We start from the raw sequence: 21386 nt of genomic DNA, 5'->3' as shown, positions 1-21386 counted from the left end.
TTATGTCTAGAAAACCAACTATGGAGGACGTAAAAAATCTTGCTGGAGTATCTATTTCAACAGTTTCAAGAGTTATAAATGGAACCAGAAAAGTTTCACCTGAAAAAACAGAAGCGGTAAATAGAGCTATCGAAAAATTAGGATATAAACCTAATGAATTGGCTAGATCCTTAGTTATGAAAAAATCTAATACCTTAGGTATTATTTTGGATGATATGGGGTATAACTATATGGCCCAATATCTTAGGGGGATAGATGAAATAAGTAAGTTATATAAGTATGACATCTTACTTTATTCAACTTTCGGTAACTTTGAAACTCAAAAAAATGCGGTTGAATTTTTATCTTCTAAGCAAGTTGAAGGTATAGTAGTTATATCAGAAAAAATAAATAATGAAGTATTATATCTGATAAGAGACCACAATATACCATATATTTTACTTGACTCTTACTATAGTGACAATGATTTCCAAACAGTTACTGTTGACTATATAAAGGCTATGTATGAATTGACAGATTATTTAATTACTAATAATCATAAAAATTTAGCATATGTAAAAGTTAAAGGAGCCTTCCATGCTAGTCAAGAAAAGGAATCAGGATTCTTAGAAAGAGTTGATGATAAGTCAATCAATAATTGGGTTTATACTGTTGATGAAAATGAAGTTGAACAAACTTATAAATTTATGGAAAAAAATATAAATAAGCTTGAAAGCAATGGAGTTTCAGCAATAATGTTTGAAACTGATAGGTTAGCAATAGGTGCTTTACAATATTGTTATGATAACAATATTTCTGTACCTGACAAATTCTCAATAACAGGATTTGGAGATTCAGAAATAGCTCATTTATATAGGCCAGCCTTAAGTACAGTAAGATTACCTTATTATGATATAGGAGCTATCGCTGTAAGACTTCTAATAAAAATCATTGGCGGCGATGAAAATGTTGATAAATCTGTAAACCTAGGCTATCAAATAGTTGATAGGGATACAGTAAAAAAAATAAAAAATAAATAATTGGAGGATAATATGGCAGAAAAGAAAGTTACAGTATTAAACGAAACAGGTCTACATGCAAGACCAGCAGCAGCATTAGTTCAATTCGTAAAGGGTATACCTGGTGAAGTTGAATTAATCAAAGATGGTAAAGTAGCGAATGCAAAGAGTATTTTCTCAGTAATGAGTCTTGGAATATCAAAAGACACAGAAGTAACAGTTAAAGTTACTGGTGAAAATGAAGAAGAACATGTAGAAAAAGTAGTTGAATTCATTCAAAACTTAACTGACTAATAAAACAAAAGAGGGATACTTATGTATCCCTTTTTTTAAAGGAGAGTATTATGAGATTTAAAGGAATTGCTGCTTCAGATGGAGTTGCAATGGGCAAGGTTTATTTATTTGAGAAAACCGAGCTTATTATTAACCAAGAAAGTATACAAGCAAATCAAGTAGATGCTGAAATCAAATCAGTAACTGAAGCCATAGAAGCTTATAAGTTAGACTTAGAAAATAGGGTAGTTACAAGTGATGCTGAAGCTGGCGTTAGAGATGCTCATATTGAGCTAGTTACAGACCCTGCCTTATTAGAAATGGTTACAGGAAAGATTTCTAATGACTTAAACAATGCTGAATTAGCCTTAGATAGTGCTATCAATGAAATGGCTATTGTTTTTGAAATGATGGACGATGAATACCTAAGTGAAAGAGCTGCAGACTACAGAGATATCGGTGAAAATATTATGTACAAGTTAAAAAATGTACAACCAAAAACTCTTTCTACATTAGATGATGATTACATCATAGTTGCTGAAGAACTTACACCGACAGATACATCAACAATGGATAAGGATCATGTATTAGGATTGGCTATGAATTTAGGTGGTAAAACATCACATTCATCAATCATAGCCCAAACTTTAGGTATACCTGCAGTAGTTGGTATGAATGATATAACAAGTAAGGTTAAAAGTGGAGACTTTATTATCTTAGATGCTTTAGAAGGTGTAATCATTACTGATCCAGACGAAGATACAGTTAAAGAATACCAAGAAAAATTTGAAACTATCAAGGCTGACAAAGAATTAGCTGAAAAATATAAATTCCAAGAAGCAAAAACAAAAGATGGAAAAGCTTTAGAAGTTGTTTCAAATATCGGTGGTATCAGTGACCTAAAAGATGCTATTGAAGAAGGAGCAGAAGGTGTAGGTCTATTTAGAACAGAATTCCTATATATGGATTCAAATGACTTCCCATCAGAAGAAAAACAATTTGCAGTATACAAAGAAGCTGCTGAATTATTGGGTGAAAAACCATTAATTATTAGAACATTAGATATAGGTGGTGATAAGGGCTTAGACTACTTCGAGTTTCCAAAAGAAGAAAATCCATTCTTAGGATGGAGAGCTTTAAGAGTTCAATTTGATAGAACAGATATTTTAAGAACACAACTAAGAGCTATACTTAGAGCTTCAGCCTTTGGAAATGTTAAAATTCTTTTACCAATGATCATATCAGTTAATGAAATTAAAACTGTATTAGCTCATTTAGAAGAATATAAAGAAGAATTAAGAAAAGAAGGTATAGAATTTGACGAAGATATCGAAGTAGGTATCATGGTTGAAACACCAGCTTCAGTATTTGTTGCAGATGAATTAATTAAATATGCTGATTTCTTCAGTATTGGTACAAATGACTTAACCCAATATATACTAGCAGTAGATAGAGGAAACGATAAGATCTCACACTTATATGATTACTTCAATCCTGCAGTATTAAGAGCTATAAAACAAGTTATTGACGCTTCACATAGACATGATAAATGGACAGGTATGTGTGGTTCAATGTCATCTGATACAATGGCAACATATATTTTACTAGGCCTAGGCTTAGATGAATTTTCAGTTGTAGGATCAAAGGTTGGTCAAGTAAAGGCTATTATCAATAATTCTAATCTTGCAGAAGCAGAAAAATTTGCAGAAGAAATATTAGCAATGGATGATGTAAGTCAAATTAGAAAAACCTTAAAGGACCACAATGACAATTTTGTTACAGAATAATTTTCTCAAAAGAATTAAAAACTTAAATGGAAAAGAAATTGAAAGATTATCTGACAATATTTGTCAGAGTCTATCAGATATCCATATTGAGAAAGACTCAGATATAAATTGGATGGATGAATATATCATTGACAAAAACTATAGTCTTTACAGACATGGGCTTATAAGGAAACAAGGACTTAAAGATTATATACTCATAGATTATATAAATGAAAATATTCATTTATTAAAAGATAGGATTGCTTCAAGGTCTATAAAAGATTCATCTATAATAGCAACTGATTTTGATGACAATTTTAATATTAGTTTTGAAAAATCAGATAAATTTTCAGATAAGATAATTGATTATCTTGATCTAAATATAATAGCCTATGTAAATAAAGATTTAGCTAAACTTCTTATAAATAAGATAAATGATAATAAGTTCAATATAAAGTTCTATAAGCTATTTACTTATTATACAGCTAAATATACTATTGATTTAATTGATGACATGTCTGAGTTAAAGAACAAAGAAGATAGAGATGTATATGAATCTATAATAGAATTTATATTTGACTCTTACGACGATTTTACATTAATAAAACCAAAATGGTTAGAATAAAAATAAAAGCTCTTATCCAAATGGATAGGAGCTTTATTATATTAATATTATTTATGATTATGTTTTGCGCATTCCTCACATAAACCTGAGAATTCAAAACTATGAGAAGTAATAGTAAAACCTGTTTTTTCTTCAATATCTCTTTCAATTTCCATTAAAGGCCCATGGTCGACTATATCAACCTTGCCGCATTCTTCGCATACAATTTGGTGGACATGGTCATCGGTGTTTAATTGATAGTAAGATATATTATCTAAACCTACAGTTCTAATAAGAATATTTTCATCTGTAAAGGTTGCAAGATTCCTATAGATTGAAGAAATTTTTACCTTGCTGTCTTGTAGTCTTTCAAATATTTGTTCTGCATTTAATAAAGTCTCTTTTTCTAAAAGTTCTAATATCTCTATTCTAGTTTTAGTTTCTTTTAGACCATGTTTTTTTAATATATTCATACTTTTCACCTCATTAACATTATACTACATAAGACTTAGATTTCAATATTCCATTGACAAAAGTCATATATCTTGTATAATTAATTGGTAATGATTCTCATTAAACAGAAAGGAATATGATGAAAAAGAAAGTTTATATGATTTTATTAGCCTTAGTGCTAGTAATTACTGGATGTACAAGTAGTAATAATAAAGATAATGAAAAAATAAATGTTGTAGCATCATTTTTCCCAGTTTATGACTTAATAAAAAGAGTTGGTGGAGACAAGGTAGAAGTTAACAACTTAACTCAAACTGGCGATGCCCATTCTTTTGAACCTGGTATAAAAGATATGGAAAATATTTCTAAGTCTGACTTGCTAGCAATCAATGGTGCAGGCTTTGAAGGTTGGATTGACCAAATTAAAAGTAGTCAACCAGACCTAAAAATATTAGATTTGTCTGAAGGTATTGATTTAATCGAAGTCGATGGTCATACAGATCCTCACACATGGCTATCAGTAAAAAATCCACAGCTTATGTTAGAAAAAATTAAAGACAAATTAATAGAAATAGATAAGAAAAATGAGGCTTATTATAATGAAAACTATGAAAAAGCCTTAGAAGAATTTAAAACAGTTGAAAAGAAATACGATGAAGAATTGAGCAAATACAAGGGTAGGGCCTTTATAGCACCTCACGCAGCCTTTAATTACTTATTACAAGAGTATGATTTAGAACAAGTTGGGATAGAAGGTATAAATTCAGTAAATGAGCCAAATGCAGCCCGTATGAAAGAAATAGTTGATATTATGAAAAGTAAAAATATCAATATTGTATTTTATGAATATGGTCAAAGTGATAAAATAGCACAAACTATAGCTGAAGAAGTTAATGGAAAGGTACTACCAATATCAACTTTAGAAGTAATTACTCAAAAAGATGTTGATAATGGTATGGACTATATAAAGTTATTAGAAATGAATCTAGAAAATCTAGTGACTTCATTTGAATAGGATTAATAATGGAAATAATTAAATTCGAGGACTTATCATTCTCTTATGAGAATGATTTAGTTCTTAGCAATATAAATTTAACTATAAATAAAAATGATTTTGTAATTTTGCTGGGAAATAATGGTAGTGGGAAATCTACACTATTAAAATTATTAATAGGTGAGCTTACTAATTTTAAGGGCGAAATTAAACTTTTTGGACAAAATATAAAAGATTTTTCAGATTGGAAAAAGATAGGTTATGTACCACAAATATCAAGAGATAATTCAACCAACTTTCCAATATCTGTAAAGGAATTGATCCTACTTAATCTTTACCAAGAATTTAATTTCTTTAACCTACCTAAGCCAAGGCATAAGAGACAAGTTATGGATATTATAAAGTCTTTTAAATTAGAAGATTTGGCGGATAGAGACTTCAATACTTTATCTGGTGGACAAAAACAAAGAGTTATGATAGCAAAAGCTATGGTCCACAATCCAGAAGTCTTGATTTTTGATGAGCCTACAGTAGGTGTAGATAGGGAAAGTAAAGAAGATTTTTACGATTTAATAAGTCACTTACATACCCACCATGACCTTACTATTATTTTGGTAACCCATGAAAGTGATAATTTAGACAAGTTTAATTATAAGAAGTATATGTTAAAAGAGAAAGAGTTATTAAAAAATGTTTAGTTACAATTTTATGAGAAGAGCCTTTTTGGTAGGCTTTTTTATTTCAATAGTTATACCCTTGATGGGGACTGTAGTTGTAAATAGAAGGACATCTACAGTTGGTGATGCCTTAAGTCATACCAGTCTTAGTGGTATATTTTTAGGGGTTATCTTAGGAATAAACCCAATTATAGGAGCTATAATTGTAAGTATATTATCAGCTTTTTCAATAGAATTTATAAGGTCAAAATTTCCTAAAAATGGGGATATGGCAACAGCAATTATCATGAGTTTTGGTATAGGTCTAGCATCGATTTTATCAGACTTTATACTTGGTGCACAAAATTTTGAATCATATTTATTTGGTTCATTAGTGGCTATTTCTAAAACAGATATCATTATGATTATTGCTTTATCTCTATTAGTGATTGCAGCTTATATTTACACTTATTATGGGCTAATGTTTATATCAATTGATAAAAGTTCTGCTAGATTGGCATCGGTTAATATAAAGAAAAATGATTATCTCTTTACTTTGTTACTAGCTTTGACTATAGCCTTATCATCAAGGATAGTAGGTATACTTATCATATCATCACTAATGGTCTTACCAGTAGCTACAGCAATGCTTTTAGGTAAAAATTATAAAGGAACTGCTATTTTATCAGTTGCCTTTGGAATGATTTATTTCTTTTTAGGATTGACTATGGCTTATTACTTACAATTGAAACCTGGTGGAAGTATTATAATGATATCGGTCTTTGGATTGCTAATTACAATTTTATATTCAAGTCTTAAATCAAAAAAAATATAAAAAAATCCTGAATCTATCAAGATTCGGGATTTTTAATCTTCATTTATTTTATGGTAGCCTTCAGGCTTATTATCTAAATCAACTCTTAAAGTAGTGAAATTAGTATAGTAAACCATACCAGGTTTAGCTCCCTTGGCCTTGTTTACATTTTTCTTTTCTGTATAATCTACATCTATATATTTATCATTTGAATTTTTAGAATAGTAGGCTGCCAAATAAGCTGCTATTTCAAATTCATAGTCTTCAAATTCTTGGCCTTTTCTTAAGATTACATGGGATCCTGGCAAGTCTTTTATGTGGAAGAAAATATCATCCGGATTTGCGATTCTTAGGGTGATTTCTTCGTTTTGTTTATTATTCTTACCAACATATATTAGATTGTTGTTGTCAGTTTTAAATCTTAAATAAGGATGTTTATTAGAAGATGATTTTTTCTTCTTTTTCTTATTTTTGGATTTTATTAGACCTTGGCTAGACATTTCATCCTTTATATCATCTATATCCCCAGCATCGTCAGAATGACTTACTTGAGTAGCCAAGGATTTTAGATATGATATATCTTCTTTTAAGTTAGGGATAGTGGATTCTAAAATCTTTTTTCTCTTAGAAAGTTTTTTAGAAATTTTATAGTAATGCTCAATATTTTCCCATGGACTCTTACTTATATCTAGGTCAATCTCAACTTCTTCATTATTTTCATAGTTTGTAGCTACTATACTTTCCTGACCCTTTTTTATAGTGTGGGCAACCATTGATAAAAGATCACCCTTGATCCTATAATCATCATGGGATAGGGAATCCTTATATTCTTCTTCTAAAATGTGTAATTTTTTCACATCTTTGGATACTTGATTGTTTAATATATTTATTAGATTTGCCTTGGCCTGGTTTAAGCTATTGTCATCTACCTTAATTGAACTATAAATGTCTATTGCTTCACTGATTGAATCAAGTACTTTATAGTTATCAGCCTTGTGTTCTAACTTTATAGGGTAATAGTCAATATCTTTACTATCATAATCATACAAGTAATAAGTAAAATCTTGGTCAATTATTTGCTTGCTAATGCTTAAGAAATTATTGTTTAAATCTTCTTTTTCCTTATCACTCAGACTAGCATATGATCTTGAAGGATCAATATTTGCCCTAAAGGCTATTTCTTGACCGATCTGTGGACCAAATCCAGTAAAGGTCATGTAGAATATTTTTTTTATATTAAAATTTTTATCTATATCTAAATCTTCTAGATTCACTAAACCATCTAAAATATTATATTTACTATCTTCTAGTAAATTAAATTTTGTACCAGGGTAAACTGCTCTAAGGCTAGACATCTCATGGGAGATTCTTTTAATAGATTCCAGCACCTTATCATTTTCATCTGTTAAAACAAGGTTTGAATGTTTTCCCATAATATCTACAAATACTTTTTTCTCTTCCAATATACCAAGTTCATTCTTACCACTCATTTTGATTATAATTGATCTATCTAAACCGTTTTGCTCTATAGACAAGATACTTGCATTTTGTAGGTGCTTTCTCATAATCATAGTAAATTGAGTAGCCTGTTTTGGTGTTTCATATTGAGACTTGGTCAAATGTATCCTTGCATTTTGAGGATTTGTCGATACCAGCAATTTATAGTTTTCTTTGTTATAAATATTAAATAATATTAGGTGGGGATTGATTTGATAGATTTTTTGAATCCTTCCACCGATTAATTTTTCATTTAGCTCCTTAGTTAGAGCTCTCATTGTTATACCATCTAAAGCCATATTAACTCCTTTATTATATTATAACACAGGATATATTACTTTTTTGTAACATTTGATTGAATTAAATATATATAGTGATAAAATAATAATAAGAGGTGAATATGATTAAATCAATGACAGGGTTTGGAAAAACCCATTTTTTGAATGAAGAATTAAATTTTGATATTGAAGTTAAAACTGTCAATTCAAGATTTTTAGATATTAATGTTAGGATGCCTTATCAACTAAACTTTTTAGAGGATAAGATTAATAAGTTAATTAAGAGATATATCAACAGGGGACGTGTAGATATCTTTATCAGGTCTAAAAATAAGTCTATAGGCAATACTGCTATAAAAGTTAACCTTGATTTAGCTAAAGATATGGGAGAGAAACTTAAAGTAATAGCTGACCAGGCAGGTATATCTAAAGAGCGGATTAACCTAAGTGATATATTGAGAAACGAAGATGTCCTAGTTTTTGAACCAGAAGAATTAGATGATGATTTTCTAGAAAATATAGTTTTAGGTCAATTAGGAGAAGTATTAGAAGAGCTAGTTGAGATGAGAATGGAAGAAGGTAAAAACCTTCATAAGGATTTGACCTCAAATCTTAATGACCTTAGAGATAATCTTGATAAGGTTAAAGACTTGGCAAAAGATATAAAGCAAGAAATTAAAGATAAGCTACATAAGTCTATTAGTGAAAATATCGATTCAAAGTTAGTAGATGAGGATAGGGTAGCAGCTGAAATTGTTTACTATGCTGACAAGCAAGATATAAATGAAGAAATTACAAGGCTTTATTCTCATATAGACCAATTCAATAAATATCTTGAAGCGGATGGACCTATTGGTAAAAAACTTGATTTTATTAGTCAAGAAATGCTTAGAGAAACAAATACTATAGCTTCTAAATCACAAAAGATTGAGCTTATAAATACAACAATTGAAATGAAAACTATAATAGAAAAGATAAAAGAGCAAGTACAAAATATAGAATAGGAGGAAATATGGATGGCTTTTTATTAGTTTTATCTGGACCTACAGCTGCAGGCAAGGGAACGCTAGTAAAGGAACTCTTAAAAAGAAGAGATGATATTGTTTTATCTATTTCAGTAACCACCAGATATAAAAGAGAAAATGAACAAGACTCAGTAGATTATTTTTTTAAGACTAAAGAAGAATTCCAAGACTTGATAAAAAATAACAAATTACTTGAATATGCCAATGTTCATGGAAATTATTATGGGACACCTAAACAATTTGTAGAAGAAAAAATAAAAGAGGGTAAGATTGTATTATTAGAAATAGATGTCCAAGGTGGTTCTCAAGTTAGAGAAAACTTTGAAGACGATGCCTTATCAATCTTTGTCTTACCTCCTAAAAAGGTTGACATAGAAAAAAGATTGAGACATAGGGGAACAGAATCTGAAGAAAATATCAAAACCAGATTAGAAACCGCTGAGAAAGAATTGGAACAAATCAAATATTACGATTATTATTTAATCAATGATTATGTAGACAAAGCAACTGATAGATTAGAAGAAATCATAGAAGAAGAAAGAGAAAGAAGGAGTAAATTATGATAAACCCATCATTTAGAGAATTAGAAAAAATAAGCCCATCAAGATACGAAATAGCCATGTTGACAGCTAAGAGAGCAAAACAACTTATAGATGGTGAAAAAACTTTAGTATCAACAAAAAGTAAAAGTCCTGTAACTAAGGCTTTAGACGAAATTATGGAAGGAAAAGTAGTAAAGTCTACAAAAAGTGCACCAGTAAAAGAGGATTAATATGTTAAAGGGTAAAAAAATATTAATAGGTGTTTCAAGTGGTATAGCCATATATAAGGTGCTATCACTTATTTCAAGCCTTAGAAAATTAGGAGCAGATGTTGAAGTAATAATGACTGAATCAGCAACTAAGTTTATAAACCCTATTACTTTTGAAACCATGTCTGATAATATAGTATATACAGATATGTGGGTTCATCCAGACAAGGTTTTACATATTGATATAACAAATGATGTGGACCTATTTTTAGTTGCACCTGCTACTGCAAATACAGTTGCTAAGGTTGCGGCTGGGATTGCAGACAACCTATTAACAACAGCTATATTAGCTTCTAAAGCTCCTGTGGCTTTTGCTATATCAACTAATACTAATATGTTGTTAAATCCTATTACTCAAAGAAACATAGAATTCCTACAAGGTCTTGGCTATGACTTTATTGATTCCAATGAAGGCCAGCTAGCTTGCAACACTGTTGGTAAGGGAAGAATGGCTGAGCCAAATGAAATTATAGAATATATAGAATATAAATTGACTGAAAAAGACTTGCTGGGTAAAAATATATTGGTTACTTCAGGACCTACAAAAACTAAACTAGATCCTGTAAGATTTTTGACCAATAATTCCTCAGGTAAAATGGGCTATGCCTTAGCCAAGGCAGCAAGAAATAGAGGAGCAAATGTTAGCTTGGTACAAGGAGCAGTTAAAACACCTGAGCTTTATATGGTTAATAATATCCATGTAGAAACTAACCAAGATATGTTAGATAGTATTGATAAAGAATTTGATAATTTAGATGCTTTAATAATGGCCGCAGCTCCTGTTGATTATGAATTTGTTAATACTTCAAATAGTAAAATCAAAAAAAGTGACCAAAATGTAAACTTTGAATTGACTAAAAGTATAGATATATTAAAATACTTTGGTCAAAAGAAAGATAAACAATACTTGATTGGTTTTGCTGCAGAAACTGATGATTTAATTGAAAATGCACAAGGAAAATTAAAAAATAAAAATCTAGACCTTATAGTTGCTAATGATGTAAGTAAGGAAGGTGCTGGATTTAATTATGATACAAATATTGTCACTTTAATTACTTCAAAAGAAAACACTAGCTTGGATATCATGACCAAGGATGAATTGGCTAATAAGATTTTAGATGAAATGGTGAAAAATGTTTTATAAGCTTATAGTAAAATCAAAAACTTCATTTTTAGATAGGTTATTTACCTATGCATCTGATGAAAAGTTAGAATTAGGTACTAGGGTTATAGTACCTTTTGGTAATGCAGATGTAAAAAGAATAGGCATAGTTGTCGAAGAGATTAAGGGAAAACCAGATTTTCCAGCTAAAAAAATTACAGAAGTTTTGGATTCTAAACCTCTTATATCTAAAGAGTTATTAGATATAGCCTTATATATGATTAAAAATAATTTGTCTGATTACTCTTCAGCTATAAATACAGTATTACCACCAGGTTCTGCTGACAAGGTTAAAGAGTTTTTTAAATCTAGAGAATCATTAAAATCTATAGATGAAGGCTTGTACAATTTTTTAATAGACTATAAAAGCTTTGAAGATATCGAAAAAGAATTTCCAGGGAAATATAAGAAATCAGAAATAAGTGATTTAAGTAAAAAAGATTATTTAGAGTCATATATTTCCTTAATGGGTAAATCAAGTATCAAATATAAAGAAACTGTATATTTGCTAGACAATAACTATAAGGACAAAATAAGAAAAAATTCACATAAACAAAAAGCTTTATTAGATTATTTGCAAGACCAAGGACCATCAGATAAAAAAGTTTTATTAGAAAAAACTAAAACTAGTACAGCAAGCTTAAATTCCTTACTAGAAAAAGACCTTATTACTATAAAAAAAGAAAAAGTTTATAGGAAGGTGCTTGATAAGGTAGAAGATTTTAAAAAAATAAAATTAAACCCTGACCAAGAGAGGGTGTATACAGAGATATTAAATAGTGAAGATAATACTTTTCTTTTACATGGGGTTACCGGGTCTGGTAAAACAGAGATATACTTACAACTTGTTGAAAAATGTATTAACGATGGCAAAGAAGCTATTATCCTAGTTCCTGAGATATCTCTTACACCACAGACAATTGCAAGGTTTCAGGGTAGGTTTGGAAATCAAATAGCAGTCCTTCATTCAAAGCTCACACTTTCAGAAAGAGCTGACCAATGGAGGATGATAAAAAATAAAGAGGTAAAAATTGTAATCGGTGCTAGGTCAGCAATTTTTGCTCCCTTTGAAAATATCGGATTAATAGTGATTGATGAAGAACATGAAGATTCATATAAATCAGATAAAAATCCAAAATACTCTGCTATAGAAATTGCGAAATTGCGTGTCAAATATCATAAGGCTAAGCTTTTATTAGCTAGTGCTACACCTTCAATCAAATCTTATTATGAAGTGCAAAAAGGAAAAATAAGATTATTGGAACTCAATAACAGGGTAAACAATCTTCCTATGCCTAACATTGAAATTGTAGACATGAGAGAAGAATTAAAGAAGAATAATTTTAGTATGTTTTCACTTGACCTACAAGAAAAGATTGAAAAAGCTTTAGCAAATAAAGAACAAATAATTTTGTTCTTAAATAAGAGAGGATATTCTTCCTTTGTATTTTGTAGAAAATGCGGATATGTCCACAAGTGTGAAGCTTGTGATGTAGCTATGACTTACCATATGTCAAAAGAAAGACTTATTTGCCACTATTGTGGTAGGACTGCACAAAAGCAAAAAAGATGTATTAATTGCGGCTCTACTTGGATAAAGGAATTTGGAGCAGGAACAGAAATGCTTGAAATGGAAACGAAAAAGATGTTTCCTCATACTAGGGTCAGAAGAATGGACGCAGATACCACATCAAAGAAGGATGACTATGAAGAAATTTACAGGAAAATGAATGACCATGAAATTGATATACTCATAGGTACTCAGATGTTGGCCAAGGGTTTAGATTTCCCAAATGTATCTGTAGTTGGTATCATATCTGCTGATGTTAGTTTAAATATTCCTGACTTTAGGTCTGGTGAAAAGACTTTTAATTTGATTACCCAAGTAGCAGGAAGATCAGGCAGGGGGAATGTTGGTGGAAATGTTTTAATACAAACATATAATGTAGATCATTATGCTATTAAAAATGCAGCAGACCATGATTATAAAAAATATTATAAAGAGGAGATTGGCTCAAGAAAAACATTTCACTATCCACCATATGTAAAGATTTTAAATATAAATATATCGTCAAAAGATAGGTTTTATGCCATTAATTTTGGTAGGAAGATAGCCCAAAAAACTAATGAATTTATACGTAAAAAATCTGCAGATATTATTGAAATAACCGGACCAACACCTAGTTTGATTGAAAAAATCAACAATAGGTATAGGTTTGATATTATTATAAAATCTTACAATAAAAATGATTTAATAAAGCTTGCAAATGTACTTAGAAATTTCAGAGACCAAAAAGTATATGTTAATTTTAAATTGGAGGAGGATTGATGAGTTTAAGAGTAGTTAGACTTGTTCCAGATGAAATATTAAATAAGAAAGCAAGACCTGTAAAAAAAATTGATGAAAGAATCAAACAACTATTAAATGACATGGTAAATACCATGCGTGAGAATAATGGTATTGGTTTGGCAGGTCCTCAAGTTGGAGTTTTAAGAAGATTATTTGTTATAGACCTTGGTGAAGACCATGTCTATAAAGTGATCAATCCAGAAATTTTAGAAAGAAAAGGTAGTGATATTGACATAGAAGGATGCCTATCTATACCTAATTTCCAAGGAACTGTTGAGAGAGCAGAATGGATTAAGGCTAAATATACAGACGAAAATGGACAAGAACAAATTATAGAAGCTGATGGACTTTTAGCTAAATGCTTCCAACATGAATACGACCATCTAGATGGTATTTTAATCACATCTAAATATATTGAAGAAGTGACAGATGATAATATAGAAGAGATTAGAGAAAGATTAGCTAAAGACAAAGGCGACGAAATAGCTGAAGAATAGGAGGCAAGATGACTAAAAAAATAGTTTTTATGGGTACACCAGAATTTGCTGTTAATTCTTTAGAAGCCTTACATGAAGACCCAAATATATCAGTGGAATTAGTAATCACAGGTAAAGATAAGATAAGAGGTAGAAACAAACTTTTACCAACTAAGGTAAAAGAAAAAGCCTTAGAATTGGGGATAAAATCCTATGAACCTGATAATGTAAATTCAAAAGATACTATAGAATTAATTAATTCTATAAATCCAGATTTCATTGTTGTAGTAGCCTATGGCCAAATGATTGGTGACCAGCTTTTAGAAACTTACAAAGATAGGATTATAAACATTCATTCTTCAATTTTACCTAAATATAGGGGAGCTGCCCCTATGCAGTGGGCAATTTTAAATAAAGATAGTAAAACAGGTGTATCCACCATGCTTATCGAAAAATCTATGGACACAGGAGATGTCTTAGATATTGCATATATGGACCTTACACCAGAAACTTCTATAAATGAAGTCCATGATCACTTATCTTTCTTATCTAGACAATTAATAGTTGATACTATAAACAATTATGATGACTTATATGCTCATAGGACTAAGCAAGACCATAGTCAAGCAACTTATTCAAAAAAAATTACTAAAGAAATGGGACATATAAAATTTGATGAAAAGGCTGAAGACATTCAAGCGAAAATAATGGCATTTTCTTCCTGGCCATCAACTTATGTAGTTTATAATGATGAAAAAGTAAAAATACATAAGATTAACATAATTGATAAATATACTGATGATGAGATAGGAAAAATATTTGCTTGTGATGACCAAGCAATATATGTTAATTGTTTAGATAAATGTATTGCTATAAAAGAAATACAATTTCCTGGTAAAAGAAGGATGTCTATTGAAGACTACTTAAGGGGCAATAGTATAGATATAGGTGTACATTTACAATAGGAGGATATATGTATTATTTATTACTAATGATTATGATGGGTGTTTCTATGCTAGCATCCGCAAAAGTATCTAGTAACTATGCTAAATATTCTCGAGTTAGATCAAGCTCTGGACTAACTGGAGAGCAAGCAGCAAGAAAAATCTTAGAACAAAATGGTATTTATGATGTAGACATACAGCCAATAAATGGTCAATTAACAGACCATTATGATCCAAGAGATAAAACCATAAGACTTTCAGAAAATGTATATGGATCAGATTCGGTATCTGCTGTTTCAATAGCTGCCCATGAGGTAGGACATGCTATACAGGATAATGAAGCTTATGCATTTTTAAGATTTAGATCTGCTTTAGTACCGGTAGTTAACTTTACATCAAGATTTACCTTTATTTTAATTATGTTAGGTTTATTCTTAAATATAGTAGGACTTGTAGACCTAGGTATTATATTATTCTCAGCTTCAGTACTGTTCCACGTTGTGACCCTACCTGTTGAATTTGATGCAAGTAATAGGGCCATGAAACATTTGGAAAATTATAGTATAATAAGTAGTGAAGAAAAAACAGGAACTAAAAAAGTATTAGGTGCAGCAGCAATGACATATGTAGCTTCTACTTTAGTTTCCGTAATACAGCTACTTAGATTTATGTCTATGAGAAATAATAGAAATTAATAATGGACAATATCTTAGCGGATATTGTCTTTTTTATTTTGGAGGTTGTTATTAAAGCGAGAAGACAGGCTGTTTATGCCTTGGATAAGATATTAAACCAAGACCAATATTCAACAGAAATAATAAATGACTTAGTTGAAAAGGTAGTTGAAATTGATAGGGCTTTATTTAGAAAACTTGTTTATGGTGTAGTAGAAAATCTTTACTATATTGATTATATGATAGGTAAACTTTCAAAGATAAAGCTAAATAAATTAGATAAAAATGTATTAAATATTTTAAGAATTGCTGTCTACGAATTAACATTTTTAGAAAGTAGGTCATATGCAGTTATAAATGAAGCAGTTAATTTATGTAAAAAATTTAGTTTTAAATCAAAGGGTTTTATAAATGGAGTTTTGAGAAACCTAGACAGAAACAAAGAAAAAATTATGGAAATAGATGAAAAAGGTGATAAATACTTGTCTATAAAATATTCTACCAATATGGACATAATAAAGTATTTAAAAGACAACTATACAAACTACAAAGATATAGTTGCGTCGTTCTCTGACCAAGCAGACTTTACTATCAGGGTAAATACTTATTTGATAAGTAATGAGGACTTAAAAGCAAGGCTTGAAAAACTAGATTTTGAGATTAAAGAATCAAGCTTAAGTCCAGATGCTTTGCTAGTAGAAAATCCAAATGGAATAGTTGATACAGAAGAATTTGCTAAGGGATATTTTACTATCCAAGATCAAGCAAGTATTTTAGTGGGTAATGTAGTAAATCCAAAGGAAAATTCAAAAGTATTGGACTTATGTGCAGCACCAGGCTCAAAGTCAACTCATATGGCTCAAATCATGAAAAATACTGGCGAAGTTTTAGCTAACGATATATCCACAAGTAAGAATGATAAAATTATAGAAAATTTCCAAAGACTTCAATTAACAAATTATAACTTAAAAAATTATGATGCAAGTAAGAATGTAGAAGATTTTGAAAATAAATTTGATTATGTACTTGTAGATGCACCTTGCTCTGGTCTAGGAGTTATTAAGAGAAAACCTGAAATCAAACTATACAGGACCTATGAAGATATAAAGAGCATAGCAAGTATTCAAAATGAAATATTGGATAGAGCTTATTCATATGTAAAAAAAGGTGGAGATTTAATATATTCTACTTGTACAATTGGAAAATTAGAAAATCAAGATATTATAAAAGATTTTATAAATAAACATCCAGATATTAAAATTGTTCCTATTGATGGAAATGACTATAAAGAAATTTTACCTAATAAGAGTAGTGATGGTTTTTACATATGCAAAATGACTAAAATACTATAATTATGCTATAATATTTTATATAAAAAATTATGCGAGAGTTTTTATGGAATATTTTACAATTACCGATAGGGGAAGAGTTAGAAAAAATAATGAAGATAACTACTACAGTCAATCGACGAGTAAGTTTTCTTTGTTCATAATATGTGATGGTATGGGAGGACACAATGCAGGGGAAGTTGCTTCTATGCTGGCTTGTGATCTTATATCAAAAAATATTGTAGAAAATATTCATAAGACAGATCCTGATGACTTATTTGATTTAATAGCTGAATCAGTAAGATTAGCCCATAATAAAATTATAAAAGAATCTTTAGAAGATAAGAGCCGTTCAAGTATGGGTACCACAATGATATTGAGCCTAATTGTAGATGATACCCTATATTATGCAAATGTGGGTGATAGTAGATTATATATCTATAATGAAAATGGTCTTGAGCAAATCACAAGAGACCATTCTTTTGTTCAAGAACTATTGGATTCTGGAGCTATTACAGAGGAAGAAGCAGCCTTCTATCCAAGAAATCAGATAACAAGTGCTCTAGGAGCAGTAGAAAACTATAAGATTGATATTAAGAAGCAAAAGTTGAAATATGGTGACCTTATTTTAATGGCCAGTGATGGTCTTACAGATATGATAGATGATGAAGATATAGAAGATGTGTTGTCAAATGGATACAATGTAAGAGAATCTTGCGATATATTAAAATATATGGCTAATTCAACTGGTGGTAAAGATAATATAACTATAACAATAGCGAAGTTAATTGAGGATAATCATGATTGGTAAAATATTAAATAATAGATATAAAATAAATAAAATAATTGGTAAAGGTGGAATGGCCATAGTTTATGATGGATATGATACTGTCTTATCAAGAAATGTAGCTATTAAAATCTTAAAATATTCACATTTAGAAGATGATGACAAAAACTTTATTAATAGTCTAAGATTAGAAGCTTCAGCATCAGCATCCTTAGCTGATGACAATATAGTTTCCATATATGATGCTGGAACTACTGAACTTGATGGTAAGCCAATTGAATACATAGTTATGGAAAAAATAGATGGAAACAACTTAAAAGATGTTATAAAAAATGAAGCACCGCTTGATTCCGATAGGGTACTAAAATATGGTTTACAAATTACAAAGGCTTTACAGACAGCCCATATTGAAGGGGTAGTTCATAGGGATATAAAACCAGCTAATATTTTGTTGACAAAGGATGATAAGGTCAAAGTTGCTGACTTCGGCATAGCCCATGTTTCAAATGAAGCTACAATAACATATACATCTTCAATATTAGGTACAGTTCACTATATATCTCCAGAGCAAGCCAAGGGTCAAAATATAGATGCTAGATCAGACCTATATTCTTTAGGTGTAGTCTTATATGAATTAGCAACAGGAAAGGTTCCTTTTGATGGAGAGAGTCCAGTAAGTATTGCTGTAAAGCACATACAGGAAGAAGCAGAACCAATAGAAAATATAAATCCTGATTTTAATCCTGACTTAATTGCTGTAATTAACAAATTAATGGAAAAGAATCCAGATGAAAGATATAAAACTGCAAGCAATTTATTGATAGATTTAAATCAAATTAAGGATGGTAAGAGTCCTGAAAGCATGATTTCAAGTTCTGATAAAACAGAATTAAGAAAAACTAAGAAACAAGATTTTAAACTCGACAAAAATATTCCTCAAGCAAGATATCAATCAAAAAGGGAAGTAGTTGAAGAAAATAATTTTAATCCTAAGAAAACCTTTATTATAGTTGCTTTAGCTATATTATTATCTATAGCAGCAATATTTGGGATAAAAGCTTTGATAGACAACTATATTACAAGTAGTCAAGATAATGAAATGGTTACAGTGCCAAGTGTAATAGATTTACCTGAACAGGAAGCAATATCTAGACTAGAAGAGCTAGGTTTAGAAGTTAATATCAAAGAAAGAATATTCGATAAAAATATAGCCGATGGAAATGTTATTTCTCAATCATTCCAAGCTCAAAGGAAGGTTGATAGGGGAAGTACAATAGATTTAATTATTAGTAAGGGTAAAGAATTAATCACCATGCCTGAATTGATTGGTTTAAGTAAGGAAAATGCAGAAGCATTACTTATTAAAAATGGATTTGAAATATCAAATATATTAGAAGAAGAATCCAATGAACCAAAAGGAACAGTTATAAAACAAAGTCCTAAAGCTGGTGATGAAGTAGAATTAGCTGCAAAAATAGATTTAGTGATTTCATCCGGTCCGAAAGAACCTGACCTAATAACAGTTCCAGATGTATTAGATAATTATGAACATGAAGCTAACTCTAAATTATTTAAAGCTGGGTTAAAGGTTGGTCCTTCAAAGAAAGTTTTTAGTGACAAAGCAGAAAATGTTGTCATTAGCCAATCAATTAAAGCAGGAGATAAGGTAGCAGAAGGTACTGAGATTGTACTAGAAATAAGCAAGGGACCAGAACCAGATAATTCTGAAGAAGAATCAGAAAACAAAGAAAAGAAATATGTTTTTAATCTTTTATTACCTAAAGATGCCGATGATCCAATCAATGTAAAAATTGTAAATCAAATTACTGGAGAAACTGTATACAATAAAAACTTGAAGAAATCTGATGCGGATGATAAAGGATATGTAAAAGTTTCTGTTGTAGACGTTGAAAATTCAACCTATAAAGTATTATTTAATGATAAAGAGGCAGATATTTCATATGAATAAAATCGGAATAATTACAAAATCTCAAAAAGAATTATATTTCGTAGTCGCAGAAGATAAGGAATATAAGTGTAAGGCTAGGGGAGTATTTAGAGATAAAAATATTAAACCCCTAGTTGGAGATAAGGTTAAGATACAAGTCTTAGATGATGATAATGCCTATATTGAAGAAGTTTTTGATAGAAAAAACTTTTTAATTAGACCCTCTATAGCGAATATCGATCAGATATTACTAGTGTCTAGTTTAGCTAGTCCAAAGTTAAATTATACAATTCTTGATAAATATCTACTTATGTTAGAGCACTTTTCAATAGACGTAAAAATAATAATCAATAAGATTGAACTAGCAAGTCAAGAAAAGATAGACAAATTCAAAGATATATATGAAAAAACTCCATATGACTTTTACTTCACATCTGCTTCAGATGGACAAGGAATAAAAGAGGTTGAAGAATTATTAAAAAATAAAATATCAGCCTTTGCTGGACCGTCAGGAGTAGGTAAATCTAGTTTATTAAACTTGTTTTCAGAAGATTTTAATGCTGAAACCGGCAATATAAGCAAGAAAACTTTAAGGGGTAAGCATACTACCAGACATGTAGAATTATTCCAGTTAGATTCAAATTCTTTTATATTTGATACACCTGGATTTACAGCTATAGACTTATCCTTTATTGAAGATTATAAAGAAGTAAAAGAATACTTTAGGGATTTTGATGAATTTAAAAATTCATGTAAATTTTCTGATTGCAGCCATATAAATGAACCTTCATGTGCAGTAAAAAAAGCTGTAGAAGATAATTTAATAAGTAGAAATAGATATGAAAACTATATTTATATAAGTAAAGAAATACAAGACAAGAGGAGATACTAATGAGAGAATTAGCACCATCACTTTTAGCAGCAAACTTTTATAATCTAAAAGGCGATATTGAATTACTAAATAAGAGCCATGTTAAATATCTTCATATAGATATTATGGACGGGTCTTATGTACCTAATATCTCATTTGGTACTGACATAATTAAACAAATTAGAAAAAATACAGATTTAATATTTGATATTCACCTGATGGTAAATAAACCTGAAAATCAAATTTTAAACTTAAAAGATGCAGGTGCAGATATAGTTAGCTTCCATCCGGAAACTACTGACCATCCAAATAGGGTAGTTAGTGAAATCAAAAAAAATGGTATGAAAGCAGGAATTGTTCTAAATACTCACACCCATGAAAGTGTATTAGAGTATTTAATCCAAGATATTGATTTGATTTTAATAATGACAGTTGTACCTGGTTTTGGTGGCCAACAATTTATGCCTTCCAAGCTTGAAAAAATTAAAAGAGTAAGAAAAATGATAGATGAATCTGGAAGAGATATCATTTTAGAAGTTGATGGTGGTATTAAGATTGATAATGTTGATCAAGTAATTGAAGCTGGTGCAGATTTATATGTGTCAGGATCTGGGGTTTTTAATCCAGATGGTATAAGCAACAATGTAGACAAGTTCTACGAAATTTTTAATAAATAA

Annotated in this window: 22 protein-coding genes; 20 read left to right on the top strand and 2 right to left on the bottom strand. The window is 30.0% G+C overall.

Annotated elements, in window-relative coordinates; translation table 11 throughout:
- Positions 1-2 precede the first annotated feature (2 nt).
- The 4 genes from C4Q29_RS00980 to C4Q29_RS00965 are packed head-to-tail and all read left to right on the top strand — an operon-like array spanning position 3 to position 3662.
- The gene (locus C4Q29_RS00980) at positions 3-1019 is read left to right on the top strand and encodes a LacI family DNA-binding transcriptional regulator (RefSeq protein ID WP_103980958.1); all 1017 of its coding nucleotides are present in this window, start codon (positions 3-5) and stop codon (positions 1017-1019) included.
- 12 nt (positions 1020-1031) lie between these two features.
- Complete coding sequence (locus C4Q29_RS00975) at positions 1032-1292, top strand: HPr family phosphocarrier protein (protein ID WP_103980957.1); 261 nt, start codon at positions 1032-1034, stop codon at positions 1290-1292.
- Between the two features lie 50 nt (positions 1293-1342).
- Positions 1343-3058 carry a phosphoenolpyruvate--protein phosphotransferase gene (gene ptsP, locus C4Q29_RS00970; RefSeq protein WP_103980956.1) on the top strand — a complete coding sequence of 572 codons (1716 nt, stop codon included), beginning with the start codon at positions 1343-1345 and terminating at the stop codon, positions 3056-3058.
- Complete coding sequence (locus C4Q29_RS00965) at positions 3036-3662, top strand: hypothetical protein (protein ID WP_103980955.1); 627 nt, start codon at positions 3036-3038, stop codon at positions 3660-3662. Before ptsP ends, C4Q29_RS00965 begins: the two co-directional genes overlap by 23 nt.
- A gap of 47 nt (positions 3663-3709) precedes the next feature.
- On the opposite strand, the gene C4Q29_RS00960 is transcribed toward C4Q29_RS00965, so the two are convergent.
- On the bottom strand, positions 3710-4114 hold the full coding sequence (locus C4Q29_RS00960; RefSeq protein ID WP_103980954.1) for a Fur family transcriptional regulator: 405 nt from the start codon (positions 4112-4114) through the stop codon (positions 3710-3712).
- Between the two features lie 119 nt (positions 4115-4233).
- Between C4Q29_RS00960 and C4Q29_RS00955 the strand changes: the two genes are divergently transcribed.
- From C4Q29_RS00955 to C4Q29_RS00945, 3 genes are read left to right on the top strand one after another with little or no spacing between them, the layout of a single operon-like run.
- Positions 4234-5109, top strand: coding sequence for a metal ABC transporter substrate-binding protein (locus C4Q29_RS00955; RefSeq protein ID WP_159459178.1), 876 nt, complete (start codon positions 4234-4236; stop codon positions 5107-5109).
- 8 nt (positions 5110-5117) lie between these two features.
- Complete coding sequence (locus C4Q29_RS00950) at positions 5118-5786, top strand: metal ABC transporter ATP-binding protein (protein ID WP_103980952.1); 669 nt, start codon at positions 5118-5120, stop codon at positions 5784-5786.
- A gap of 10 nt (positions 5787-5796) precedes the next feature.
- Positions 5797-6579, top strand: coding sequence for a metal ABC transporter permease (locus C4Q29_RS00945; protein WP_306457075.1), 783 nt, complete (start codon positions 5797-5799; stop codon positions 6577-6579).
- A 32-nt stretch (positions 6580-6611) separates the two neighbouring features.
- On the opposite strand, the gene C4Q29_RS00940 is transcribed toward C4Q29_RS00945, so the two are convergent.
- On the bottom strand, positions 6612-8354 hold the full coding sequence (locus C4Q29_RS00940; RefSeq protein WP_103980950.1) for an Rqc2 family fibronectin-binding protein: 1743 nt from the start codon (positions 8352-8354) through the stop codon (positions 6612-6614).
- 101 nt (positions 8355-8455) lie between these two features.
- Between C4Q29_RS00940 and C4Q29_RS00935 the strand changes: the two genes are divergently transcribed.
- From C4Q29_RS00935 to rpe, 13 genes are read left to right on the top strand one after another with little or no spacing between them, the layout of a single operon-like run.
- A complete protein-coding gene (locus C4Q29_RS00935; protein ID WP_103980949.1) occupies positions 8456-9337 on the top strand; it encodes a YicC/YloC family endoribonuclease in 882 nt (293 codons plus the stop codon).
- An 8-nt stretch (positions 9338-9345) separates the two neighbouring features.
- On the top strand, positions 9346-9921 hold the full coding sequence (gene gmk / locus C4Q29_RS00930) for a guanylate kinase (RefSeq protein WP_103980948.1): 576 nt from the start codon (positions 9346-9348) through the stop codon (positions 9919-9921).
- Positions 9918-10130, top strand: a complete 213-nt coding sequence (rpoZ, locus tag C4Q29_RS00925; RefSeq protein WP_103980947.1) for a DNA-directed RNA polymerase subunit omega — start codon at positions 9918-9920, stop codon at positions 10128-10130. Before gmk ends, rpoZ begins: the two co-directional genes overlap by 4 nt.
- 1 nt (position 10131) lies before the next feature.
- Complete coding sequence (gene coaBC / locus C4Q29_RS00920) at positions 10132-11313, top strand: bifunctional phosphopantothenoylcysteine decarboxylase/phosphopantothenate--cysteine ligase CoaBC (RefSeq protein ID WP_103980946.1); 1182 nt, start codon at positions 10132-10134, stop codon at positions 11311-11313.
- Entirely contained in the window at positions 11303-13660 is a 2358-nt protein-coding gene (priA, locus tag C4Q29_RS00915) for a primosomal protein N' (protein WP_103980945.1), read from the top strand. Before coaBC ends, priA begins: the two co-directional genes overlap by 11 nt.
- Positions 13660-14178, top strand: coding sequence for a peptide deformylase (gene def, locus C4Q29_RS00910; RefSeq protein ID WP_103980944.1), 519 nt, complete (start codon positions 13660-13662; stop codon positions 14176-14178). Before priA ends, def begins: the two co-directional genes overlap by 1 nt.
- Before the next feature lie 8 nt (positions 14179-14186).
- A complete protein-coding gene (gene fmt / locus C4Q29_RS00905) occupies positions 14187-15122 on the top strand; it encodes a methionyl-tRNA formyltransferase (RefSeq protein WP_103980943.1) in 936 nt (311 codons plus the stop codon).
- A gap of 8 nt (positions 15123-15130) precedes the next feature.
- A complete protein-coding gene (locus C4Q29_RS00900; protein ID WP_103980942.1) occupies positions 15131-15796 on the top strand; it encodes a zinc metallopeptidase in 666 nt (221 codons plus the stop codon).
- A gap of 38 nt (positions 15797-15834) precedes the next feature.
- Positions 15835-17127 (top strand): 16S rRNA (cytosine(967)-C(5))-methyltransferase RsmB, encoded by a 1293-nt coding sequence (gene rsmB / locus C4Q29_RS00895; RefSeq protein WP_159459177.1) that lies wholly within the window; start codon positions 15835-15837, stop codon positions 17125-17127.
- A gap of 43 nt (positions 17128-17170) precedes the next feature.
- The gene (locus tag C4Q29_RS00890; RefSeq protein WP_103980940.1) at positions 17171-17914 is read left to right on the top strand and encodes a Stp1/IreP family PP2C-type Ser/Thr phosphatase; all 744 of its coding nucleotides are present in this window, start codon (positions 17171-17173) and stop codon (positions 17912-17914) included.
- Complete coding sequence (gene pknB / locus C4Q29_RS00885; RefSeq protein WP_103980939.1) at positions 17904-19859, top strand: Stk1 family PASTA domain-containing Ser/Thr kinase; 1956 nt, start codon at positions 17904-17906, stop codon at positions 19857-19859. The genes C4Q29_RS00890 and pknB overlap by 11 nt, the downstream gene beginning before the upstream one ends.
- Positions 19852-20730, top strand: coding sequence for a ribosome small subunit-dependent GTPase A (gene rsgA / locus C4Q29_RS00880; protein ID WP_103980938.1), 879 nt, complete (start codon positions 19852-19854; stop codon positions 20728-20730). The genes pknB and rsgA overlap by 8 nt, the downstream gene beginning before the upstream one ends.
- Entirely contained in the window at positions 20730-21386 is a 657-nt protein-coding gene (rpe, locus tag C4Q29_RS00875) for a ribulose-phosphate 3-epimerase (protein ID WP_103980937.1), read from the top strand. The genes rsgA and rpe overlap by 1 nt, the downstream gene beginning before the upstream one ends.

Origin of the sequence: Helcococcus massiliensis (assembly GCF_900258485.1) — a bacterium.
Taxonomy (GTDB): Bacteria; Bacillota; Clostridia; order Tissierellales; family Peptoniphilaceae; genus Helcococcus; species Helcococcus massiliensis.
This window is presented reverse-complemented; position numbering and strand designations above follow the sequence as displayed.

Coding starts and splice junctions, on each gene's coding strand:
- C4Q29_RS00900 (WP_103980942.1), top strand. CDS start 15,131: ATGTATTATTTATTACTAATGATTATGATGGGTGTTTCTATGCTAGCA.
- def (WP_103980944.1), top strand. CDS start 13,660: ATGAGTTTAAGAGTAGTTAGACTTGTTCCAGATGAAATATTAAATAAG.
- C4Q29_RS00935 (WP_103980949.1), top strand. CDS start 8,456: ATGATTAAATCAATGACAGGGTTTGGAAAAACCCATTTTTTGAATGAA.
- C4Q29_RS00960 (WP_103980954.1), bottom strand. CDS start 4,114: ATGAATATATTAAAAAAACATGGTCTAAAAGAAACTAAAACTAGAATA.
- C4Q29_RS00965 (WP_103980955.1), top strand. CDS start 3,036: ATGACAATTTTGTTACAGAATAATTTTCTCAAAAGAATTAAAAACTTA.
- C4Q29_RS00890 (WP_103980940.1), top strand. CDS start 17,171: ATGGAATATTTTACAATTACCGATAGGGGAAGAGTTAGAAAAAATAAT.
- C4Q29_RS00950 (WP_103980952.1), top strand. CDS start 5,118: ATGGAAATAATTAAATTCGAGGACTTATCATTCTCTTATGAGAATGAT.
- gmk (WP_103980948.1), top strand. CDS start 9,346: ATGGATGGCTTTTTATTAGTTTTATCTGGACCTACAGCTGCAGGCAAG.
- priA (WP_103980945.1), top strand. CDS start 11,303: ATGTTTTATAAGCTTATAGTAAAATCAAAAACTTCATTTTTAGATAGG.
- rpe (WP_103980937.1), top strand. CDS start 20,730: ATGAGAGAATTAGCACCATCACTTTTAGCAGCAAACTTTTATAATCTA.
- C4Q29_RS00940 (WP_103980950.1), bottom strand. CDS start 8,354: ATGGCTTTAGATGGTATAACAATGAGAGCTCTAACTAAGGAGCTAAAT.
- fmt (WP_103980943.1), top strand. CDS start 14,187: ATGACTAAAAAAATAGTTTTTATGGGTACACCAGAATTTGCTGTTAAT.
- rsgA (WP_103980938.1), top strand. CDS start 19,852: ATGAATAAAATCGGAATAATTACAAAATCTCAAAAAGAATTATATTTC.
- C4Q29_RS00980 (WP_103980958.1), top strand. CDS start 3: ATGTCTAGAAAACCAACTATGGAGGACGTAAAAAATCTTGCTGGAGTA.
- pknB (WP_103980939.1), top strand. CDS start 17,904: ATGATTGGTAAAATATTAAATAATAGATATAAAATAAATAAAATAATT.
- C4Q29_RS00975 (WP_103980957.1), top strand. CDS start 1,032: ATGGCAGAAAAGAAAGTTACAGTATTAAACGAAACAGGTCTACATGCA.
- rpoZ (WP_103980947.1), top strand. CDS start 9,918: ATGATAAACCCATCATTTAGAGAATTAGAAAAAATAAGCCCATCAAGA.
- C4Q29_RS00955 (WP_159459178.1), top strand. CDS start 4,234: ATGAAAAAGAAAGTTTATATGATTTTATTAGCCTTAGTGCTAGTAATT.
- C4Q29_RS00945 (WP_306457075.1), top strand. CDS start 5,797: ATGAGAAGAGCCTTTTTGGTAGGCTTTTTTATTTCAATAGTTATACCC.
- ptsP (WP_103980956.1), top strand. CDS start 1,343: ATGAGATTTAAAGGAATTGCTGCTTCAGATGGAGTTGCAATGGGCAAG.
- coaBC (WP_103980946.1), top strand. CDS start 10,132: ATGTTAAAGGGTAAAAAAATATTAATAGGTGTTTCAAGTGGTATAGCC.